At 68.8% G+C, this 18,062-nt stretch carries 18 protein-coding genes; 16 read left to right on the top strand and 2 right to left on the bottom strand.

Features of this window, described 5'->3' with window-relative positions:
• Positions 1–108 precede the first annotated feature (108 nt).
• The 7 genes from E3T19_RS11485 (at position 109) to dapF (ending at position 6,350) form a co-directional block, all read left to right on the top strand.
• A complete protein-coding gene (locus E3T19_RS11485; protein ID WP_088455722.1) occupies positions 109–417 on the top strand; it encodes a helix-turn-helix domain-containing protein in 309 nt (102 codons plus the stop codon).
• Positions 418–484: 67 nt separating this feature from the next.
• Positions 485–706 carry a DUF3046 domain-containing protein gene (locus E3T19_RS11480; protein ID WP_088455723.1) on the top strand — a complete coding sequence of 74 codons (222 nt, stop codon included), beginning with the start codon at positions 485–487 and terminating at the stop codon, positions 704–706.
• 336 nt (positions 707–1,042) lie between these two features.
• Positions 1,043–2,194 carry a recombinase RecA gene (gene recA, locus E3T19_RS11475; RefSeq protein WP_134408855.1) on the top strand — a complete coding sequence of 384 codons (1,152 nt, stop codon included), beginning with the start codon at positions 1,043–1,045 and terminating at the stop codon, positions 2,192–2,194.
• A gap of 5 nt (positions 2,195–2,199) precedes the next feature.
• Positions 2,200–2,829, top strand: a complete 630-nt coding sequence (locus E3T19_RS11470) for a regulatory protein RecX (RefSeq protein ID WP_088455725.1) — start codon at positions 2,200–2,202, stop codon at positions 2,827–2,829.
• 37 nt (positions 2,830–2,866) lie between these two features.
• On the top strand, positions 2,867–4,516 hold the full coding sequence (gene miaB / locus E3T19_RS11465; RefSeq protein WP_088455726.1) for a tRNA (N6-isopentenyl adenosine(37)-C2)-methylthiotransferase MiaB: 1,650 nt from the start codon (positions 2,867–2,869) through the stop codon (positions 4,514–4,516).
• A gap of 6 nt (positions 4,517–4,522) precedes the next feature.
• Complete coding sequence (gene miaA / locus E3T19_RS11460; RefSeq protein WP_134408854.1) at positions 4,523–5,431, top strand: tRNA (adenosine(37)-N6)-dimethylallyltransferase MiaA; 909 nt, start codon at positions 4,523–4,525, stop codon at positions 5,429–5,431.
• 37 nt (positions 5,432–5,468) lie between these two features.
• On the top strand, positions 5,469–6,350 hold the full coding sequence (gene dapF / locus E3T19_RS11455; RefSeq protein ID WP_088455728.1) for a diaminopimelate epimerase: 882 nt from the start codon (positions 5,469–5,471) through the stop codon (positions 6,348–6,350).
• 66 nt (positions 6,351–6,416) lie between these two features.
• Here the strand turns inward: dapF and E3T19_RS11450 are convergent, their stop codons facing one another.
• A complete protein-coding gene (locus tag E3T19_RS11450) occupies positions 6,417–7,043 on the bottom strand; it encodes a class I SAM-dependent methyltransferase (RefSeq protein ID WP_134408853.1) in 627 nt (208 codons plus the stop codon).
• Positions 7,044–7,084: 41 nt separating this feature from the next.
• Here E3T19_RS11450 and hflX point away from each other — a divergent pair, with 41 nt between their 5' ends.
• From hflX to metE, 3 genes are all read left to right on the top strand, one after another.
• On the top strand, positions 7,085–8,629 hold the full coding sequence (hflX, locus tag E3T19_RS11445) for a GTPase HflX (protein WP_088455730.1): 1,545 nt from the start codon (positions 7,085–7,087) through the stop codon (positions 8,627–8,629).
• 281 nt (positions 8,630–8,910) lie between these two features.
• On the top strand, positions 8,911–9,972 hold the full coding sequence (locus E3T19_RS11440; RefSeq protein WP_134408852.1) for a methylenetetrahydrofolate reductase: 1,062 nt from the start codon (positions 8,911–8,913) through the stop codon (positions 9,970–9,972).
• Positions 9,972–12,293 carry a 5-methyltetrahydropteroyltriglutamate--homocysteine S-methyltransferase gene (gene metE, locus E3T19_RS11435; protein WP_134408851.1) on the top strand — a complete coding sequence of 774 codons (2,322 nt, stop codon included), beginning with the start codon at positions 9,972–9,974 and terminating at the stop codon, positions 12,291–12,293. The genes E3T19_RS11440 and metE overlap by 1 nt, the downstream gene beginning before the upstream one ends.
• Positions 12,294–12,380: 87 nt before the next feature.
• Here metE and lexA read toward each other — a convergent pair whose 3' ends face one another.
• Positions 12,381–13,004 (bottom strand): transcriptional repressor LexA, encoded by a 624-nt coding sequence (gene lexA, locus E3T19_RS11430; protein ID WP_240632483.1) that lies wholly within the window; start codon positions 13,002–13,004, stop codon positions 12,381–12,383.
• A gap of 393 nt (positions 13,005–13,397) precedes the next feature.
• Between lexA and E3T19_RS11425 the strand changes: the two genes are divergently transcribed.
• The 6 genes from E3T19_RS11425 (at position 13,398) to E3T19_RS11400 (ending at position 17,895) form a co-directional block, all read left to right on the top strand.
• Positions 13,398–13,760, top strand: a complete 363-nt coding sequence (locus tag E3T19_RS11425) for a LysM peptidoglycan-binding domain-containing protein (RefSeq protein WP_103459426.1) — start codon at positions 13,398–13,400, stop codon at positions 13,758–13,760.
• 145 nt (positions 13,761–13,905) lie between these two features.
• Positions 13,906–14,991, top strand: coding sequence for a histidinol-phosphate transaminase (locus tag E3T19_RS11420; RefSeq protein WP_134408850.1), 1,086 nt, complete (start codon positions 13,906–13,908; stop codon positions 14,989–14,991).
• Between the two features lie 9 nt (positions 14,992–15,000).
• A complete protein-coding gene (hisB, locus tag E3T19_RS11415; protein ID WP_088455735.1) occupies positions 15,001–15,618 on the top strand; it encodes an imidazoleglycerol-phosphate dehydratase HisB in 618 nt (205 codons plus the stop codon).
• The gene (gene hisH, locus E3T19_RS11410; protein ID WP_088455736.1) at positions 15,615–16,247 is read left to right on the top strand and encodes an imidazole glycerol phosphate synthase subunit HisH; all 633 of its coding nucleotides are present in this window, start codon (positions 15,615–15,617) and stop codon (positions 16,245–16,247) included. Before hisB ends, hisH begins: the two co-directional genes overlap by 4 nt.
• 63 nt (positions 16,248–16,310) lie before the next feature.
• The gene (priA, locus tag E3T19_RS11405) at positions 16,311–17,057 is read left to right on the top strand and encodes a bifunctional 1-(5-phosphoribosyl)-5-((5-phosphoribosylamino)methylideneamino)imidazole-4-carboxamide isomerase/phosphoribosylanthranilate isomerase PriA (RefSeq protein ID WP_088455737.1); all 747 of its coding nucleotides are present in this window, start codon (positions 16,311–16,313) and stop codon (positions 17,055–17,057) included.
• Entirely contained in the window at positions 17,041–17,895 is an 855-nt protein-coding gene (locus tag E3T19_RS11400) for an SseB family protein (RefSeq protein ID WP_134408849.1), read from the top strand. Before priA ends, E3T19_RS11400 begins: the two co-directional genes overlap by 17 nt.
• Positions 17,896–18,062: the final 167 nt, after the last annotated feature.

The following is an 18,062-nucleotide window of genomic DNA, read 5'->3' as shown; positions in this document are numbered from 1 at the left end:
GGTAATCTGAGGTGTCGGATGGATAGAGTACTGTTGGCCATCCGCCACACAAAACTGACCGGTTGAGTGGGCCCCAGCAGACTAGACAGCACGAAGAAGGAGGTTCCGATGATTCTTGTTCGTCAGGAAATCGGCGATGTGCTCAGGGACTTCCGCCTGCAGAAGGGTCGCACCCTGCGTCAGGTTGCGAGCAAGGCAAGTGTGGCCCTCGGCTACCTGTCTGAAGTTGAACGCGGTCAGAAGGAAGCGTCTTCCGAGATTCTTGCTTCGGTCGCAGACGCGCTGGACACACCGATCTCGGTGATCATGCGCGAGGTCGGCGATCGGCTGGCCGTCATCGAGGGAATCGATCGTTTCCCCGACACCGTACCCGACGAGCTGGTTGCCAAGTTCGACGCCAGCATGATGATGCGCTAATCGGTCTTCTCCACGTTTCGCACCGAGTGCGCGTCAACCGAGTGAGCATCAACCGAGTGAGTACCGCATGCGATTGAGTGAGTTCCGTCAGGCCCTGAAAGACGAATTCGGCGAGAGCTACGGCAGGGTGCTCACCCGGGATCTGGTGCTGGGTCCGCTCGGACGGACCGCCGACCAGGCCCTCGCGGGCGGAGTTCCCGCTCGCGACGTTTGGTTGGCCCTCTGTGCCGAAACGGATGTTCCGCCGGCCCGCCGCCACGGCGCCGGGCTTCCTCCGGCCCGCAGCTGATCCGGTCACGCCGGCAGCACGCAGACACCAGCGAACCATGAGCCACCACCGGCCCGGCCCTCCAGCCGGGCCGTTCCTCGTTTCGCGAGAAGATTCCGACACACCACCCCAGCGTCGAATGTCTGTTCGGTTCTTGGTAGGCTCCTCCACAGTAGAAGTCGAAGACGGATTGTCCACCGTCGCGGTGCCTGCCGGCCAGTGTCGGTGGTGCTGCGTACAGTCGGATTCGTCAACGACAACCGCGCACCTGCCTTGTCGAGGGCGGTCACCGGGATCCTCCCGCTGGTCGAAACGACAGCCTATAGGCGCCACGCGCACGACCCAAAGGAGCACACCATGGCATCAGCAGCAGACCGCGAGAAGGCACTCGACACCGCCCTCGCCCAGATTGACCGCCAGTTCGGCAAGGGCTCGGTCATGCGCCTCGGCAGCGACGATCGCGCGCCCGTCGAGATCATCTCCACTGGGTCGATCGCCCTGGACGTCGCGCTCGGCATAGGTGGCCTGCCCCGCGGTCGCATCGTGGAGATCTACGGCCCGGAGTCCTCGGGTAAGACCACCCTCACCCTGCACGCCATCGCCAACGCCCAGAAGAACGGCGGCATCGCCGCGTTCATCGACGCCGAGCACGCCCTCGACCCCGACTACGCGAAGAAGCTCGGTGTCGACATCGACGCCCTCCTCGTCTCCCAGCCCGACACGGGTGAGCAGGCGCTGGAAATCGCCGACATGCTCGTGCGAAGCGGCTCCATCGACCTCATCGTCGTCGACTCCGTCGCCGCCCTGGTTCCGCGCGCCGAGATCGAGGGCGAGATGGGTGACTCCCACGTGGGCCTGCAGGCCCGCCTGATGTCGCAGGCGCTGCGCAAGCTCAACGGTGGTCTGAGCCAGACCAACACCACCATGATCTTCATCAACCAGCTGCGCGAGAAGATCGGCGTGATGTTCGGCAGCCCGGAGACCACCTCCGGCGGAAAGGCGCTCAAGTTCTACGCGTCTGTGCGTCTGGACATCCGTCGAATCGAGACCCTCAAGGACGGAACAGAGGCCGTCGGTAACCGCACCAGGGTCAAGGTCGTCAAGAACAAGATGGCACCGCCCTTCAAGCAGGCCGAATTCGACATCATCTACGGCATCGGCATCTCCCGCGAGGGCAGCCTGATCGACTTCGGTGTCGACCAGGGCATCGTCAAGAAGTCCGGCGCCTGGTACACCTACGACGGCGACCAGCTCGGCCAGGGCAAGGAGAACTCCCGCAAGTTCCTGCTGCGCAACCCGGACATGGCCAACGAGATCGAAACCAAGATCCTCAACAAGCTCGGTGTGGGCGCGGAGGGCAAGGCGGCCAAGAAGGCCGCAGACGACGCCGCCACCGCCGCAGCGGCCACCGCCGCAGCGGCCGCCGCGGCAACGGGTGCCGCCACGGGCACGGATGGTGCCAAGGTTCCGTCCATCGCGGCCAAGGCCGCCGCACGCAAGGGCGCCTAGCCGCCATGGTTCACTTCGAACCCTCCCGAGGCAAGACCGACGCCGGCTCCTCGGCCGGCCGGGAGGGCCTCGCCCCGGTGACATACCTGCCCGGGGCGAGCCCGGCCGATCAGGCCGATGATGCCGAGGACGAGGCGGCCGAGGAACGCGAGCACGCGGAGAAGCTACTGCTGCAGCGCCTGCGCGGCCGGTCCCTGTCGATCGTCGAGGCCCAGAAGCTGCTGCGGTCCACCGAGATCGACGAGGAGTCCGTGCAGGACATCCTCGAACGCTTCACCGAGCTGCACTACCTCGACGAGGAGAAGCTCGCCGACCAGATCATGCACAGCCACCACGAACGCAAGGGCCTGGGCCGCAGCGGTGTCGGCGCCGAAATGCGCCAGCGCGGGCTCGACGCCGAACTCATCGCCGAGAAGCTTGAGGAGATGCCGGACGACGAAGCCGAACGGGCCACCGAACTGGCGCTCAAGCGGGTGCAGCAGCTGGACAGGTTCGACGATGCCACCATCGATCGTCGGCTCACCGGCTTCCTGATGCGCAAGGGATACGCCTCCTCCGTGGTGCGCGACGCCGTCAAGGCCGCTCTCGCGTCCCGGCGGGGTTCGGGCCGCACCTCCACGGTGCGGTTCCGCTGAGGTCTGTTCACGACGGCACGCGTAAGCTGGGGGAACTATGAGCAGCGTCACCGCACCACCCCTCGCCACCCCGTCATCCCTCGACCCGTCGCCGCACAGCGCGACCGTGATCGCGCCGTCCTCGGCGGCGAGGGATGATGAGGGCCGGGCGCGCACCTATGAGGTGCGCACCTTCGGCTGCCAGATGAACGTGCACGACTCCGAGCGGCTCAGCGGCTCACTCGAGGCGGCTGGCTATGTGTCGGCGGCGGGCGCCGAGGCCGACATCGTGGTGATCAACACCTGCGCGGTGCGGGAGAACGCCGACAACAAGCTCTACGGCAACCTCGGCTACCTCGCCTCGGTCAAGCGCAAGCACGCGGGCATGCAGATCGCCGTCGGCGGTTGCCTGGCGCAGAAGGACAAGGCCACCATCCTGGCCAAGGCGCCGTGGGTGGACGTGGTGTTCGGCACCCACAACATGGGGTCCCTTCCGAGCCTGCTCGAACGCGCCAGGCACAACGGCGAGGCCCAGCTGGAGATCCTCGAATCCCTGGAAACCTTCCCGTCCACCCTGCCGACCAAGCGCGACTCGAGCTACAGCGGCTGGGTCTCGATCTCGGTCGGCTGCAACAACACCTGCACCTTCTGCATCGTGCCCGCCCTGCGCGGCAAGGAGAAGGATCGCCGCCCCGGCGAGATCCTCGCCGAGATCCAGGCGCTCGTCGACGACGGCGCCATCGAGGTGACCCTGCTCGGCCAGAACGTCAACTCCTACGGGGTGGAGTTCGGTGACAGGTTGGCGTTCGGCAAGCTGCTGCGCGCCGCCGGCCAGATCCCGGGACTGGAACGCATCCGCTTCACCAGCCCGCACCCTGCCGCCTTCACCGATGACGTCATCGACGCCATGGCGGACACCCCCGCTGTGATGCCGCAGCTGCACATGCCGCTGCAGTCCGGCTCCGACCGGGTGCTCAAAGCCATGCGCCGGTCCTACCGGTCCACCAAGTTCCTCGGCATCCTCGAGCGCGTACGCGCGCAGATGCCCGACGCGGCGATCAGCACCGACATCATCGTCGGCTTCCCCGGCGAGACCGAGGAGGACTTCCTCGAGACCATGCGGGTCGTCGAAGAGTCCAGGTTCGCCACGGCGTTCACCTTCCAGTACTCCATCCGGCCGGGCACCCCCGCAGCCACCATGGCCGACCAGGTGCCCAAGGCCGTCGTGCAGGACCGTTACGAACGGCTCATCGCCCTGCAGGAACGGATCTCCTGGGAGGAGAACCGCGCCATCATCGGCCGTGAGGTCGAACTGCTCGTCGCCAACGGTGAGGGCCGCAAGGACGCCGACACCCACCGGCTCAGCGGCCGGGCCCCCGACAGCCGGCTCGTGCACTTCGACGTGCCCGCCGGCTCCGACCTGCCCCGGCCCGGTGACATGGTCACCGTGACCGTCACCCAGGCCGCACCGTTCCACCTCATCGCCGACTCCCTCGACGGCACGCCGCTCCGTATCCGCCGCACCATCGCCGGCGACGCCTGGGACCGGGAGCAGGCCGAGTCCTGCGGTGTGCCCGCCCCGGCGGCGTCCACCGGCGGCGCGGTCTCGTTGGGTCTGCCGACCCTGCGGGTGGGCGGGCCCAGCCTGACACTGCACGGTGGCGCCACGACGATCCCGATCTACCCGGTCGACGACGCGGAACGTTAGGACCCGGTGCTCGTTGTCATCGTCGGGCCGACCGGTACCGGCAAATCCGAGCTGTCCCTGGACGTCGCCGAACGGCTGATCGCGGCCGGCCGGCCGGCGGAGATCGTGAACGCCGACGCCATGCAGCTCTACCGGGGCATGGACATCGGCACCGCCAAGCTCGCCCCCGCCGAGCGCCGCGGGGTGCCGCACCACCTGCTCGACGTGCTCGACGTGGCCGACGAGGCCACCGTCGCCCGCTACCAGGTGGAGGCCCGCGCCGCCGTCACCGGCATCCTCGACCGCGGTGCCGTGCCCATCCTCGTGGGCGGGTCCGGTCTCTACGTGTCCTCCGTCGTCTACGATTTCCAGTTCCCCGGCACCGACCCGGTGCTCCGCGCCCGCCTCGAGGCCGAGCTCGTGGACCAGGGCCCCGGCCTGATGTACGACCGGCTCAAGGCCGTCGACCCCGGCGCCGCCGCCCGCATCGGCGCCAGCAACGGCCGCCGGCTCGTGCGCGCCCTCGAGGTCGTCGAACTCACCGGCGCCCCGCACACGGCGGCCCTGCCCGGCGACCCGGTCTACTGGATGCCCGCCGTGACCCTCGGGCTGCGCCTGCCCCGCGAGGTGCTCACCCCGCGCCTGGACGCCCGAGTGGACCGCATGTGGACGGCCGGACTCGTCGAGGAGGTGCGCGCCCTCATCCCCGCCGGCCTGGAAGGCGGCGTCACGGCCAGCCGGGCCATCGGCTACGCCCAGGCCCTCGGCCAGGTGCACGGCACAATGTCGCAGGCGGATGCCGTCGAGGCGACCCAGCAGCTGACCCGGCGATACGCCCGCCGTCAGGTGAGCTGGTTCAAACGTGACCCGCACACGCACTGGATCGACGCCGACGACGCGGACCGTGTCGACCAGGCCGTCAGCCACCTGCCCTGACGCCGAATACCGTAGCCCGAGTCCCTAAACTGAACACATGGGCATCGATCTCCACTTCACCAAGGGCCACGGCACCGGCAACGACTTCGTGCTGTTCGCCGACCCCGACGGCCGACTCGACCTCACCCCGGAGCAGATCCAGGGCATCTGCGACCGCCAGTTCGGCGTCGGCGCCGACGGCATCATCCGCGCGGTGCGTTCGGCCAACCTCGATGCGGGTGCCGCGGCCCTCGCCGAAGACGACGGCGCCGAGTGGTTCATGGACTACTGGAACGCCGACGGCACAGTCTCGGAGATGTGTGGCAACGGCATCCGGGTGTACACCCGATTCCTCCTCGAACAGGGCCTCGTCGACCTCGGCCCCGGCGACACCCTGGCCATCGGCACCCGCAGCGGCGTGCGCGACGTGCAGCAGAACGCCACCGGGTTCCAGGTGGACCTCGGCCGGTGGCGGCTGGAACCGGGGGAGACCCTGGTGCGTGCCAAGAACCTCGCCGTTGCCCGCCCGGGGCTGGGCATCAACGTGGGCAACCCGCACGTGGTGGTGGCCCTCGCCGACGAAAACGAGCTCGAGAGCGCCGACCTGACCTTCATTCCGCAGCTGGACCCCGAGCCCGCCGAGGGCGCCAACGTGGAGTTCGTGCTGCCGCATGACCCGCTCGTCGTCGACGGCGTCGGCCGCATCCGTATGCGCGTGCACGAACGCGGCAGCGGAGAGACCTTGTCCTGCGGCACCGGTGCCGTCGCGGCGGCCCTGGCCACCCGGCACTGGGCCGGCCAGGGCGCGCCGAACCAGTGGCGTGTCGAGGTCCCCGGCGGCGTTCTGGGCGTGCGGATGTTCCCCACCGAGGACGGCGAGCACGTCTCCCTGTCCGGCCCCGCCACCCTGGTCTTCGACGGCACCCTCGCCCTCGCCTAACCCCGCCGCGAACTGTGACCAAGGCCCCCGGGTTGTGGGGCCTACCTCACAGTTCGAGGGGGAGCGTCAGGCGGGTTTGTGGGCCTGCAGGATGCGGAAGCCCTTGTCGGTGGCGTAGCGGGAAACCTCGAGCGCGCCGGGTTGCCCGGCGCCGGGGAACTCCTCGGCGAGCCAGCGGTGCAACGAATCGGAGCCGAGGTTGCGCTGCACGACGAGCCAGGCATCCGAGCCGGGCTTCAGACGCGGCAGCCAGTGCTCGAGCATCGTGTGCAGCTCGGCCTTGCCCACCCGGATCGGCGGGTTCGACCAGATGCCGGCGAACACGACGGAATCGGGAACATCCGCCGGCAGGACCGCGTTGATGTTGGTGAGCCCCAGGCTGGCGGCGTTCATCCGCACCAACTCGAGGGCTCGCTCGTTGACGTCGACGGCCCACACCGTGGCCGTGGGATCGGCCAGCGCCAGATGCAGGCTGATCGGCCCCCAGCCACAACCGAGGTCCAGCACATCCCCGCCGCCGGAGGGCAGCGGAGCCTCACGCATCAGCACCTTGGTACCGGTGTCGATGTGCTCGGGGGAGAAAATCGCGTTCGCGGTGGTGACCGCACGGATTTGACCGGCGATCTTCACGGTGATCTGCCGCAATTTCAGGTCGCTGCCCGGAGTCGACGAGAAATAGTGTTCGGAAGCCATACAGCGAACTTATCGAAAAAAGAGGAACTAGAGTTAAAGCAATGACTGATATAAACGCTCCACACGATGGCGATGACGATGTAGTTGCGCGCGTGCTGGCCAGCGCCGAGAGCCGGTCCTCCGGCTACTCGCTGTTCGCGAGCGGATCGGCGCAGGCCCTCTCGGCACGCCCGGCCAACGGCGGTTTCGACGGCGGCGACCACGACGGCGAACAGACCGAACGTGAAGACCGCAACGCCCTGCGCCGCGTCGGTGGGCTCTCCACCGAACTGCAGGACGTCACCGAGGTTGAGTACCGCCAGCTACGCCTGGAAAACGTCGTCCTGATCGGCGTCTACTCCGCCCGTAGCCTGCTCGACGCCGAGAACTCCATGCGCGAGCTCGCCGCCCTGGCCGAAACCGCCGGCGCCACGGTGCTGGACGGTCTGCTGCAGCGCCGCGCCACCCCGGACCCCAGCACCTACCTCGGCAAGGGCAAGGCCCTCGAGCTCGCCTCCATCGTGGCGGCGCTCGGCGCCGACACCGTGATCGCCGACACCGAACTCGCGCCCAGCCAGCGGCGAGCCCTGGAAGACGTGGTCAAGGTGAAGGTCATCGACCGCACCGCCGTGATCCTGGACATCTTCAGCCAGCACGCCAAGAGCAGGGAGGGTAAGGCGCAGGTCGAACTCGCCCAGCTCGCCTACCTGCTGCCCCGGCTGCGCGGCTGGGGTGACTCGATGTCCCGCCAGGCCGGTGGCCAGGTCGGTGGCGCCGGTGCCGGTATGGGCTCGCGTGGACCCGGTGAGACGAAGATCGAACTCGACCGGCGCCGCATCCACACCCGGATGTCGCGGCTGCGCAAGCAGATGCTGGAGATGAAGCCCGCCCGCGAGGCCAAGCGCGCCAACCGCAAGCGCAACGCGGTGCCGTCGGTCGCGATCGTCGGGTACACCAACGCCGGCAAGTCCAGCCTGCTCAACCGCATCACCAAGGCCGGCGTGCTCGTGGAGAACTCCCTCTTCGCCACCCTGGACGCCACGGTGCGAAAGTCCACCACGGACGACGGTCGGCTGTACACCTTCACCGACACCGTCGGTTTTGTGCGCAACCTGCCCCACCAGCTGGTGGAGGCGTTCCGCTCCACCCTCGAGGAGGTCGCGGACTCCGATGTCATCATCCACGTCGTCGACGCGTCCCACCCCGACCCGGCCAGCCAGCTGGCCACGGTGCGCGAGGTCATCGGCGAGGTCGGTGCCAGTGACATCCCCGAGCTGGTGCTGTTCAACAAGAGCGACCTGGTCAGCGACGACGACCGGCTCGTGCTGCGGGGCCTCGCCCCCCAGGCGATCTTCGTGTCGGCGCGCAGCGGCGAGGGCATCGACGAGGTGCTGCGGGTTCTCGAGACCATGCTTCCCCGTCCGGAAATCCGCCTGGAACTGCTGATCCCCTACGACCGCGGTGACCTCATCCCGATCCTGCACGAGCAGGGCAAGGTTCTGGCGTTGGACTACTCCGAGACCGGCACCCAGGTCACGGCCCTCGTGTCGCCCGGTATCGAGGCCCAGTTCACCCCGTTCGTGGTGGCACCGGCCATCTCCGGCTGACCCCGATCCGCCCGAAGGCGGCACCCGCTCCTGAACCAGGAGCGGGTGCCGCCTTCGGCCGTTAACGCCCCAGATCGGCCGCGAACGTAACAATCGGCCACGCAGCAGCGCGCCCGAAGGTGCGTTGTTAGAGTCATCACATTCGTTGCCGGCGGGATTCTCTGCCCGGCATGGAGCGACAGCCGAGCCCGGCACCCGCCCGCGAGCAGCCGCCCGGTATCCGTGGCGGTCCGCGGCCGCCAGGCCCTTCGAACTGAACCCACCATGCCGAATGAGGAACCATGACAGCGACCCCCACGACCCCACCGGCGGACCCCGACTGTCGGTCGAGCATCCCGTTCTCGTTTGAGCTGTACCCGCCCAAGACGGATGCCGCGACGACGGCCCTGCATGCCACCATCGACGCCCTGGCTGCGGCCCGTCCGAAGTTCATCTCGGTGACCTACGGTGCCAGCGGCTCCTCCCGCACCTCGTCCCTGGACGTGCTGCGCTACATCCGCCGGGCCACCATCGTGGACCCGATGGCGCACCTCACCTGCGTCGGTTCCTCGCACGCCGAGGCGAGCAGCCTGATCCGCGAGTTCCTCGATGCCGGCGTGAGCAGCTTCCTCGCCCTCCGCGGTGACCCGCCCGAAGGCCTGACCGAGAACGACGCCTTCCTCGGCGACCTGCACAGCGCCGGCGAGCTGGTGCAACTGATCCATCGGGTACAGGCCGAGCGAGTGCCGTACCAGGAGACCCCCATCCCCGGACTCCCTCGCGCCCGGGCCGTGAAGACCGAACGTGAGCACGTGCGCATCGCCGTGGCCGCGTTCCCCAACGGGCACCCGCGCTCACGATCCACCGCGCAGGACATCGACACCCTCCTGGCCAAGCAGGCGGCGGGCGCCAACCTCGCCATCACCCAACTCTTCTTCCACGCGGACCACTACCTCAGCTTCATCCAGCGAGCCAGGGAAGCCGGAGTGGAGTTCCCGATCCTGCCCGGCATCATGCCCGTCACCAGCCCCGGCCGGCTGCGGCGCATCCTCGAGCTCTCCGGGGAGGAACTGCCCGCCGAACTCTCGATCCAGCTCGAAGTGGAACCCACCCTCGAGGGCCAGCGCGAGATCGGCATCAGCCACGCGGCCGCCCTCGCCGAGAAGCTCATCGCCGGCGGGGCTCCCGGCCTGCACCTCTACGCCTTCAACCAGCACGAGACCGTGCTCGCCGTGCTCGACCGCGCCGGCGCGCTGGCACCGGCACAACCGGTCGTCTCCGCTCACAACCCACCTCCGACCCATCCCTCGACCAGCCCTGCCGACACCCGTGCCGGAATCCACTCCACGAAGGACCACTACTGATGACCATCACCGTCCCCGCATTCCCCACCGGAACGATCCTCGGCTACCCGAGGATCGGCCGCCGCCGCGAACTGAAGAAGGCCGTCGAAGCCTTCTGGGCCGGCCGGATCGACGCCGCTCAACTCGAAGCCACCGCGGCAGCCCTGCGCAACACCACCCGGGAGCGGCTCGTCGGCCTCGGGCTAGGCCGCAGCGACTCGTCGATTCCGGAGAGCTTCTCCTTCTATGACCAGGTGCTGGATGCGGCGGTGACCGTCGGCGCCATCCCCACCCGCTTCGCCGGTCTCGTCGACGCCGACGGTCACCTCGACCTCGCCGGCTACTTCACCCTGGCCCGCGGCGCCGGCGAGAACCTGCCGCTCGAAATGACCAAGTGGTTCGATTCCAATTACCACTATCTGGTGCCGGAAATCGGCCCGGAGACGAACTTCCACCTCGCCAGCGACCGCATCGTGCGGGAGTTCGACGAGGCCGTCGCCGCCGGCTTCCTCACCCGACCCGTCATCGTCGGTCCGGTCACCTTCCTGCTCCTGGCCAAGCCGAGCGAAACGGCCCCGGCCGGCTTTCACCCGCTCGATCGCCTCGACGACCTGCTGCCGGTCTACGCCACCCTGATCGAGCGCCTCGCCGCCGCGGGTGCAGAGTGGGTACAGCTGGACGAACCGGCCCTCGTCAGCGAGAGCATCGACATCCCGCGCGACCGTGCCCTCGCCGCCCTCGCCCGGGCCTACGACACCCTCGGCGGCCTCGACAGGCGGCCCGGACTGTTCGTGGCCGCGCCCTACGGCAGCCTCGACGACGCCCTACCCGTTCTGGCCAAGACCCCGGTCGAGGCCATCGGCCTGGACCTCGTGCGCGGAACGGTGCCCGCCGACGTGCCCGGCCTGGCCGACACCACCCTCGTGGCCGGCGTGATCGACGGTCACAACATCTGGCGGGGCGACCTCGAGGCGGCGTTCGACAAGGTGGCCCAGCTGGGCGCGCTGAGCGACCGGATCGCGGTCTCCAGCTCCACCTCGCTGCTGCACCTGCCGCACGACGTCACCGACGAGACCAAGCTCGGCGCCGACCTTACCGGTTGGCTGGCGTTCGCCGACCAGAAGATCGGTCAGGTCGCCACCCTCGCTCGCGGCCTCTCCGAGGGGCAGGCTGCCGTGCAGGCCGATCTCGACGCGGCCACCGCGTCGCTGGAGGCGCGCCGGGTCTCGCCCGGCGTGCGTGACGGCGCCGTGCGCGCCCGCCTCGACACCCTCACCCCGGCCGACTTCAGCCGCGGCGACTACGAGGCCCGCCTGGCCGCTCAGGATGCCGTGCTCGACCTGCCCCCGCTACCGACCACGACCATCGGCTCGTTCCCACAGACGAGTGATATCCGCCGCGCCCGCGCCCGCCTGGTCTCGGGTGAACTCGCATCCGCCGACTACCAGGAGCTCATGCGCGCCGAGATCGGCCGGGTCGTGCAGCTGCAGGAAGACCTCGGCCTCGACGTTCTCGTGCACGGTGAACCCGAGCGCAACGACATGGTGCAGTACTTCGCCGAGAACCTCGATGGCTTCACCGTCACCGAGAACGGCTGGGTGCAGTCCTACGGCAGCCGGTGCACCCGTCCGTCGATCCTGTGGGGCGACGTCCGGCGTCCGGCGCCCATCACCGTGGAGTGGTCCAGCTACACCCAGACCCTTACCGAGAAGCCGGTCAAGGGGATGCTCACCGGACCGGTCACCATCCTGGCCTGGTCGTTCGTGCGCGACGATCAGCCGTTGGGGGAGACCGCACGGCAAGTGGCGCTCGCGCTGCGCGACGAGATCGGTGACCTCGAGGCGGCCGGTATCCGGGTGGTGCAGGTCGACGAGCCCGCGCTGCGCGAGTTGCTGCCCCTGAAGAAGAAGGACCACGCCGACTACCTGGATTGGTCGGTCGGGTCGTTCAGGCTCGCTACCGCGGGGGTCGCCGACCAGACCCAGATCCACACCCACCTCTGCTACTCGGAGTTCGGGGTCGTCATCGACGCGATCCGCAACCTGGACGCCGACGTGACCAGCATCGAGGCCGCTCGGTCGAAGATGGAGGTCGTCGCCGACCTGCAGACCAGTGGCTTCGACCACGGCATCGGCCCGGGCGTCTACGACATCCACTCGCCGCGGGTGCCCGGTGTGGCCGAGATCACCGAACTTCTCGAGCGGGCCCTGCAATCGATCCCCGCTCGCCAGGTCTGGGTGAACCCGGACTGCGGACTGAAGACCCGCGGGTATGCGGAGACCGTGGAGTCCCTGCGCAACATCGTCGATGCCACCCGCGCAGTTCGGGCGACGCTGGTCTGACCTGGCCCGCCCTGACTACGCCGGCACAACACGAAGGCCCGACCCCTCGCGGGGTCGGGCCTGTTGTGTGCCTGGAGCGTTGCGGATCTAGACCGAACGCAACACCGCGACGACCTTGCCGAGGACCTCGGCGAAGTCACCCAGGATCGGCTCGAAGTTGGTGTTGCGGGGGAGCAGCCAGGTGTGGCCGTCGCGCTGTCGCAGCACCTTCACCGTGGCTTCGCCGTCGAGCATGGCGGCGACGATCTCGCCGTTCTCCGCGGTCTTCTGCTGGCGGATGACCACCCAGTCGCCATCGCAGATGGCGGCGTCGATCATCGAATCACCGACGACCTTGAGCATGAACAGCTCGCCCTTGCCCACCAGTTGGCGGGGGAGCGGGAAGATCTCGTCGATCTGCTGGTCGGCCATGATCGGGATACCGGCGGCGATGCGGCCGACGAGCGGCACCATCGCCGCATCACCCACCTGGATGCCGGACTGGTAGTCATCGGCGGCGCCTGGCGTGACCTCCTCTGAGGACTGAGGCAGCTCGATGAGCACCTCGAGTGCGCGCGGCCGGTGCGGGTCGCGCCGCAGGTACCCGCTCAGCTCGAGCTGGTGCAGCTGGTGGGTCACGCTCGACAACGAGGACAGACCAACGGCGTCGCCGATCTCGCGCATGCTCGGCGGGTAACCGCGGTCGCGAACCGAACGCTGGATGACGTCCATCACCGCGCGCTGTTTGTCGCTCAGGCTCTTGCGGCGTCGCGTGCCGCCCTTGTCCCGAGGTGTGCTCTGTTGTGCCACGTTGACGCTCCTCTGGTTAGTCGGTTCGGGCTGGTGCTGGTGGGGCTCGTGCTCGCCGGGCTGGTGCTCGTCGGGCTCATACTTCTCGGGCTCGGGCAGCAATGTCGGTGGTGTCTGTTTGAGTGCAGCTACCCGATCGAAACTGTAGCCACAGAGCAGCGGTTCGTAGACATGCATTCGAGTGTGTTGCGGAATCTGTCTCCATAATATCCGGAAACAGGGTTGATTGTTCGAACACTCGAAGATATATTCGGAACATAGATTCGCATCTGGCCCTCCCGGCCGAGGGCCAGATGCGTTACCAGGAGGTTTGACATGAGCGCAGCATATGCAGCACCGGACAACCACAGCCCGGCCACCCCGCCCACCACACACCTGCGGCTGACCCGCCGCGGGCGGGCCGTCTTCACGGCCCTCGCCGCAGTGCCCCTGGTACTCGGCGTCATCGGCATCGCCGTCAACGGCGGCATGGCCGCGGCAGAGGGCAGCGCGGGTATCGGCGCGGCCGCGTTCGACTACGTCACCATTGAGGCCGGCCAGTCGCTCTGGCAGCTGGCCGAGTCTGTCGCCCCCGGACAAGACCCGCGCGACGTGATCATCGACATCGTCAACCTCAACCAGCTGTCCTCCGAGGCCGTGCAGCCCGGCCAGCGCCTCGCCCTTCCCGCCGACTACTGAGCCGCTCAGCCCGAGCCGCTCAGCCCGAGCCGCTCAGCCCGAGCCGCTCAGCCCGAGCCGCTCAGCCCGGAGCCGATCAGCCCGGAGCCGCTCGCCCCGCCTCGGATACGAGGGGTCGGCCGCGGGCGCAACTAAGCTTGTTCGGGTGACCAGCCTCGACGACCTGCCCCTGCGTGCCAACCTCCGCGGACAAACCCCTTACGGAGCACCCCAGCTGCACGTGCCGGTGGCGTTGAACGTCAACGAGAACACCCACCCGATCCCGCCCGCGGTCGCCGCCGACATCGCGGAGGCCCTGGCCGAGGCGATCCTCACCGTCAACCGGTACCCCGACCGGGAATTCAGCCCGCTGCGCGACGCCCTCGCGGGCTACCTCGGTCACGGTCTCACCCGCGACAACATCTGGGCCGCCAACGGTTCCAACGAGGTTCTGCAGCAGGTTCTGCAGGCCTTCGGCGGGCCGGGCCGGTCGCTGCTCGGCTACGCGCCGACCTACTCGATGTACTCGATCCTCGCCTCCGGCACCGATACCCGCTGGATCCCCGGCGGCCGCGACGCCGACTACGAACTTTCGCCGGAGACCGCCGCCCGCTGGGTGGAGGAAACCTCGCCCGACATCGTCTTCCTCTGCTCACCGAACAACCCGACCGGCACCCCGTTGTCGCTGGAGACCATCGCGGCCGTCTACGACGCCACCCCCGGCATCGTTGTCGTCGACGAGGCCTACGCCGAGTTCGCACCGGACGGCACCGACAGCGCCCTCACCCTGCTGCCCGGCCGGGAGCGCCTGCTCGTGTCCCGGACCATGAGCAAGGCCTTCGCTTTCGCCGGCGTGCGGCTGGGCTACCTGGCCGCCGACCCGGCTGTCACGGATGCGCTACGCCTGGTCCGGCTGCCCTACCACCTGTCCGCCCTCACCCAGGCGGCGGCCATGGCCGCGCTCGCCCACACCGGTGAGATGCTCGCCATGGTCGACGACATCCGGGTGCAACGCGATCGCCTGGTGACCGAACTGACGAACCTCGGCTTCAGCCCACTGCGCAGCGGAAGCAACTTCGTGTTGTTCGGCGGAGTCTCCGACCCGCACGCGATCTTCCAAGCGCTCCTGTCCGAAGGCATCCTGATCCGCGACGTCGGTATCCCCGGCCACCTCCGGGTCTCGGCCGGCACCGAAGCCGAGACGAGCGCGTTCCTGGCCGCCATCGCACGGCTCCGCCCGATAGCCGAATAAACTAACGCCATGAGCAACGTCACGCCCTCGCCTCGCCGTGCCCACCTGCAGCGCGAAACGAGCGAATCGAGCATCGACCTCTCGATCAACCTCGACGGCACCGGGGTGAGCGACATCCACACCAGCGTGCCGTTCTACGACCACCTGCTCACGGCGTTCGCGAAGCACTCGCTGACCGATCTCACCGTGCACGCCAAGGGCGACATCGAGATCGATGTGCACCACACCGTCGAGGACATCGGCATCGTCCTGGGCCAGGCCATCAAGCAGGCCCTCGGTGACAAGGCCGGCATCTCCCGATACGGCGACGCCCTGGTGCCGCTGGACGAAGCCCTCGTGCAGGCCGTCGTGGACATCTCCGGTCGGCCGTACCTCGTGCACACCGGCGAGCCCGCCGGATTCGAATTCCACCTCATCGGCGGGCACTTCACCGGCTCGATGGTGCGGCACGTTTTCGAGGCCATCTCCTTCAACGCCGCGTTGACCGTGCACGTCACCGTCCTCGGCGGCCGCGACCCCCACCACATCGCCGAAGCCGAGTTCAAGGCCTTCGCCCGAGCCTTCCGCCAGGCCAAGGCCTACGACCCGCTGGTCTCCGGCATCCCGTCCACCAAGGGCGCACTGTGACCTCGGTCGTCGTCCTGGACTACGGCACGGGCAATGTGCACTCGGCCGTCAAGGCGCTCGAACTCGCCGGCGCCGACGTCACCCTCACCGGCGACCGCAAGCTCGCGCTCGAGGCCGACGGACTCCTGGTCCCCGGCGTCGGCGCGTTCAGCGCCGTGATGGCGGCGCTGAACGACGCCCACGGCGGCGACATCATCGACAAGCGCCTCTCCGGCGGGCGGCCGGTGATGGGCATCTGCGTGGGCATGCAGGTCATGTTCGAACACGGCGTCGAGCGCGGCATCGACACCGCGGGCCTCGGCGAGTGGCCGGGAACCGTCACCGCCCTGCCGGCACCGGTACTGCCGCACATGGGCTGGAACACCGTCACGCCCGACCCCGACACCGTGCTGTTCCGCGGGCTGGAAGAGGAACGGTTCTACTTCGTGCACTCCTATGCCGCCCAGGAATGGAGCCTCGACGTGATGCCGCCCTTCCCGGTTCCCCGCCTCACCTGGGCCGAGCACGGCGCCCCGTTCCTCGCCGCCGTGGAGAACGGTCCGTTGTCGGCCACCCAGTTCCACCCCGAGAAGAGCGGCGACGCGGGCATCCGGCTGCTGAAGAACTGGCTCGGCACGCTCCGCGACTAGACATTCCCCCGTCGGTCGCTCCATCGCGGCCGCACCAACACGAAAAGGTCACCACAGCACATCATGAGCGAGTTCAACAAGACCCCGAAGCTGGTCCTCCTGCCCGCCGTCGACGTCGCCGACGGCAAGGCCGTCCGTCTCACCCAGGGTGAGGCCGGTACCGAGACCAACTACGGCGACCCGATGGATGCCGCCCTCGACTGGGCGAACCAGGGCGCGGAGTGGATCCACCTCGTCGACCTCGACGCCGCATTCGGGCGCGGTAACAACACCGCTGTGCTCAAGAAGGTCATCAAGCAGCTCCGCGGCGTGAATGTGGAGCTCTCCGGCGGCATCCGCGACGACAAGTCGCTCGAAGCGGCGCTGAACACCGGCGTCAAGCGAATCAACCTGGGCACCGCCGCACTGGAGAACCCCGAGTGGGCCGCCAGCGTGATCGCCCAGTACGGCGACGCCATCGCGGTGGGACTGGATGTGCGCGGCACCACCCTTGCCGCCCGCGGCTGGACCAAGGACGGCGGCGACCTGTGGCAGGTGCTGGAGCGCCTCGAAGAGGCCCGCTGCACCCGCTACGTCGTCACCGACGTCACCAAGGACGGCACCCTCAAGGGACCGAACATCGAACTGCTGCGCGAAGTGATGGAGCGCACCCACCGCCCCGTGATCGCCTCCGGAGGTATCTCAAGCCTCGACGACATCGCCGCGCTGCGCGAACTGGTACCCCTCGGCCTGGAAGGCGCGATCGTGGGCAAGGCCCTCTACGCGGGCGCCTTCACCCTCGCCGAGGCGCTGGATGTCTCCGGCGCGTAACCTCGGCTCGACCGGTCGGCCTGACCCCGCCGGCGGCTCCGCCGGTGGGGCTGCCGGCGACACGTCCGCGGATTCGGCCGGCCAGCCCTGGGCGAACCGGTCGCTGGAGGACACCGCGTTCGCCGACGACGACGGCCTCGCGCCGCCCGCCCTGCTGCGCGCGCTCCGCCGCTTCCAGGCCCGCGAGACCGGCGAGGAGGACGTCGTCGACGCCTTCCGTTCGGCGCGCCTGCTTATCCCTCTGGTCACCGCCCTCGGCGCGGATGAGGCCGGCACCGTTTCAGACGGAGCCGCCGGCCCGCACGGGCTGCGGGTGGACAAGACCCAGGAACTGTCGATCATCACCGTGGCCGGCCCGGACGGCCGCGCGGTGCTCCCGGTGTTCTCCTCGGCCGCGGCCATGCACCAGTGGAACGCCCAGGCGCGCCCGGTGCCCGCCGACGCCGTGCGGGTGGCACTGGCGGCGGCCCAGGAGAGCACCGACCTCGTGGTGCTCGACCCCACCGCCGACACCGAGTTCGCGGTGCGCCGACCGGCGCTCTGGGCGATCGCCCAGGGCGCGCCCTGGACCCCCAGCTACGCCAGCCGCTCCGTCGCCGTGGCGTTCGAGGAGTCCATCGCGACCGAGCTGTCAGTGCTCTCCGTGAGCCTGACCGCGGGCGACCCGCAGTCCCGGCTGGCGGGGCCCGAACTGATCGTGCGCCTCGAACTCGTCGACGGGCTCAGCCGTGCCCTCCTGGACGCCACCCTGGCCCGCCTCGCGGCGCGCTGGGCGGCCAACGATGTGATCGCCACCGGGGTGGACTCCCTGCGGGTGCAGCTCGTCGCCTCGGCCTGACCCTCCACGCCCGCCGGCCGCCCGGCCCATCCGTCACCCGCAGAAACAACTGTTGCCCAAGCGGACATGTGCGCCCCTTGGGTTCAGGGGGTCGTTGCAACACCTGATTGATTGAGGTGTTGGTTATGGGTGGTCGTGTTGGGTTTCCGCGTGAGGTTCGTCGTCGG

This window comes from Cryobacterium sp. TMT4-31, assembly GCF_004403385.1.
Lineage (GTDB): Bacteria > Actinomycetota > Actinomycetes > Actinomycetales > Microbacteriaceae > Cryobacterium > Cryobacterium zongtaii.
Note: the sequence above shows the minus strand (reverse complement) of the source record. Positions and strands in the feature narration are given on the sequence as shown.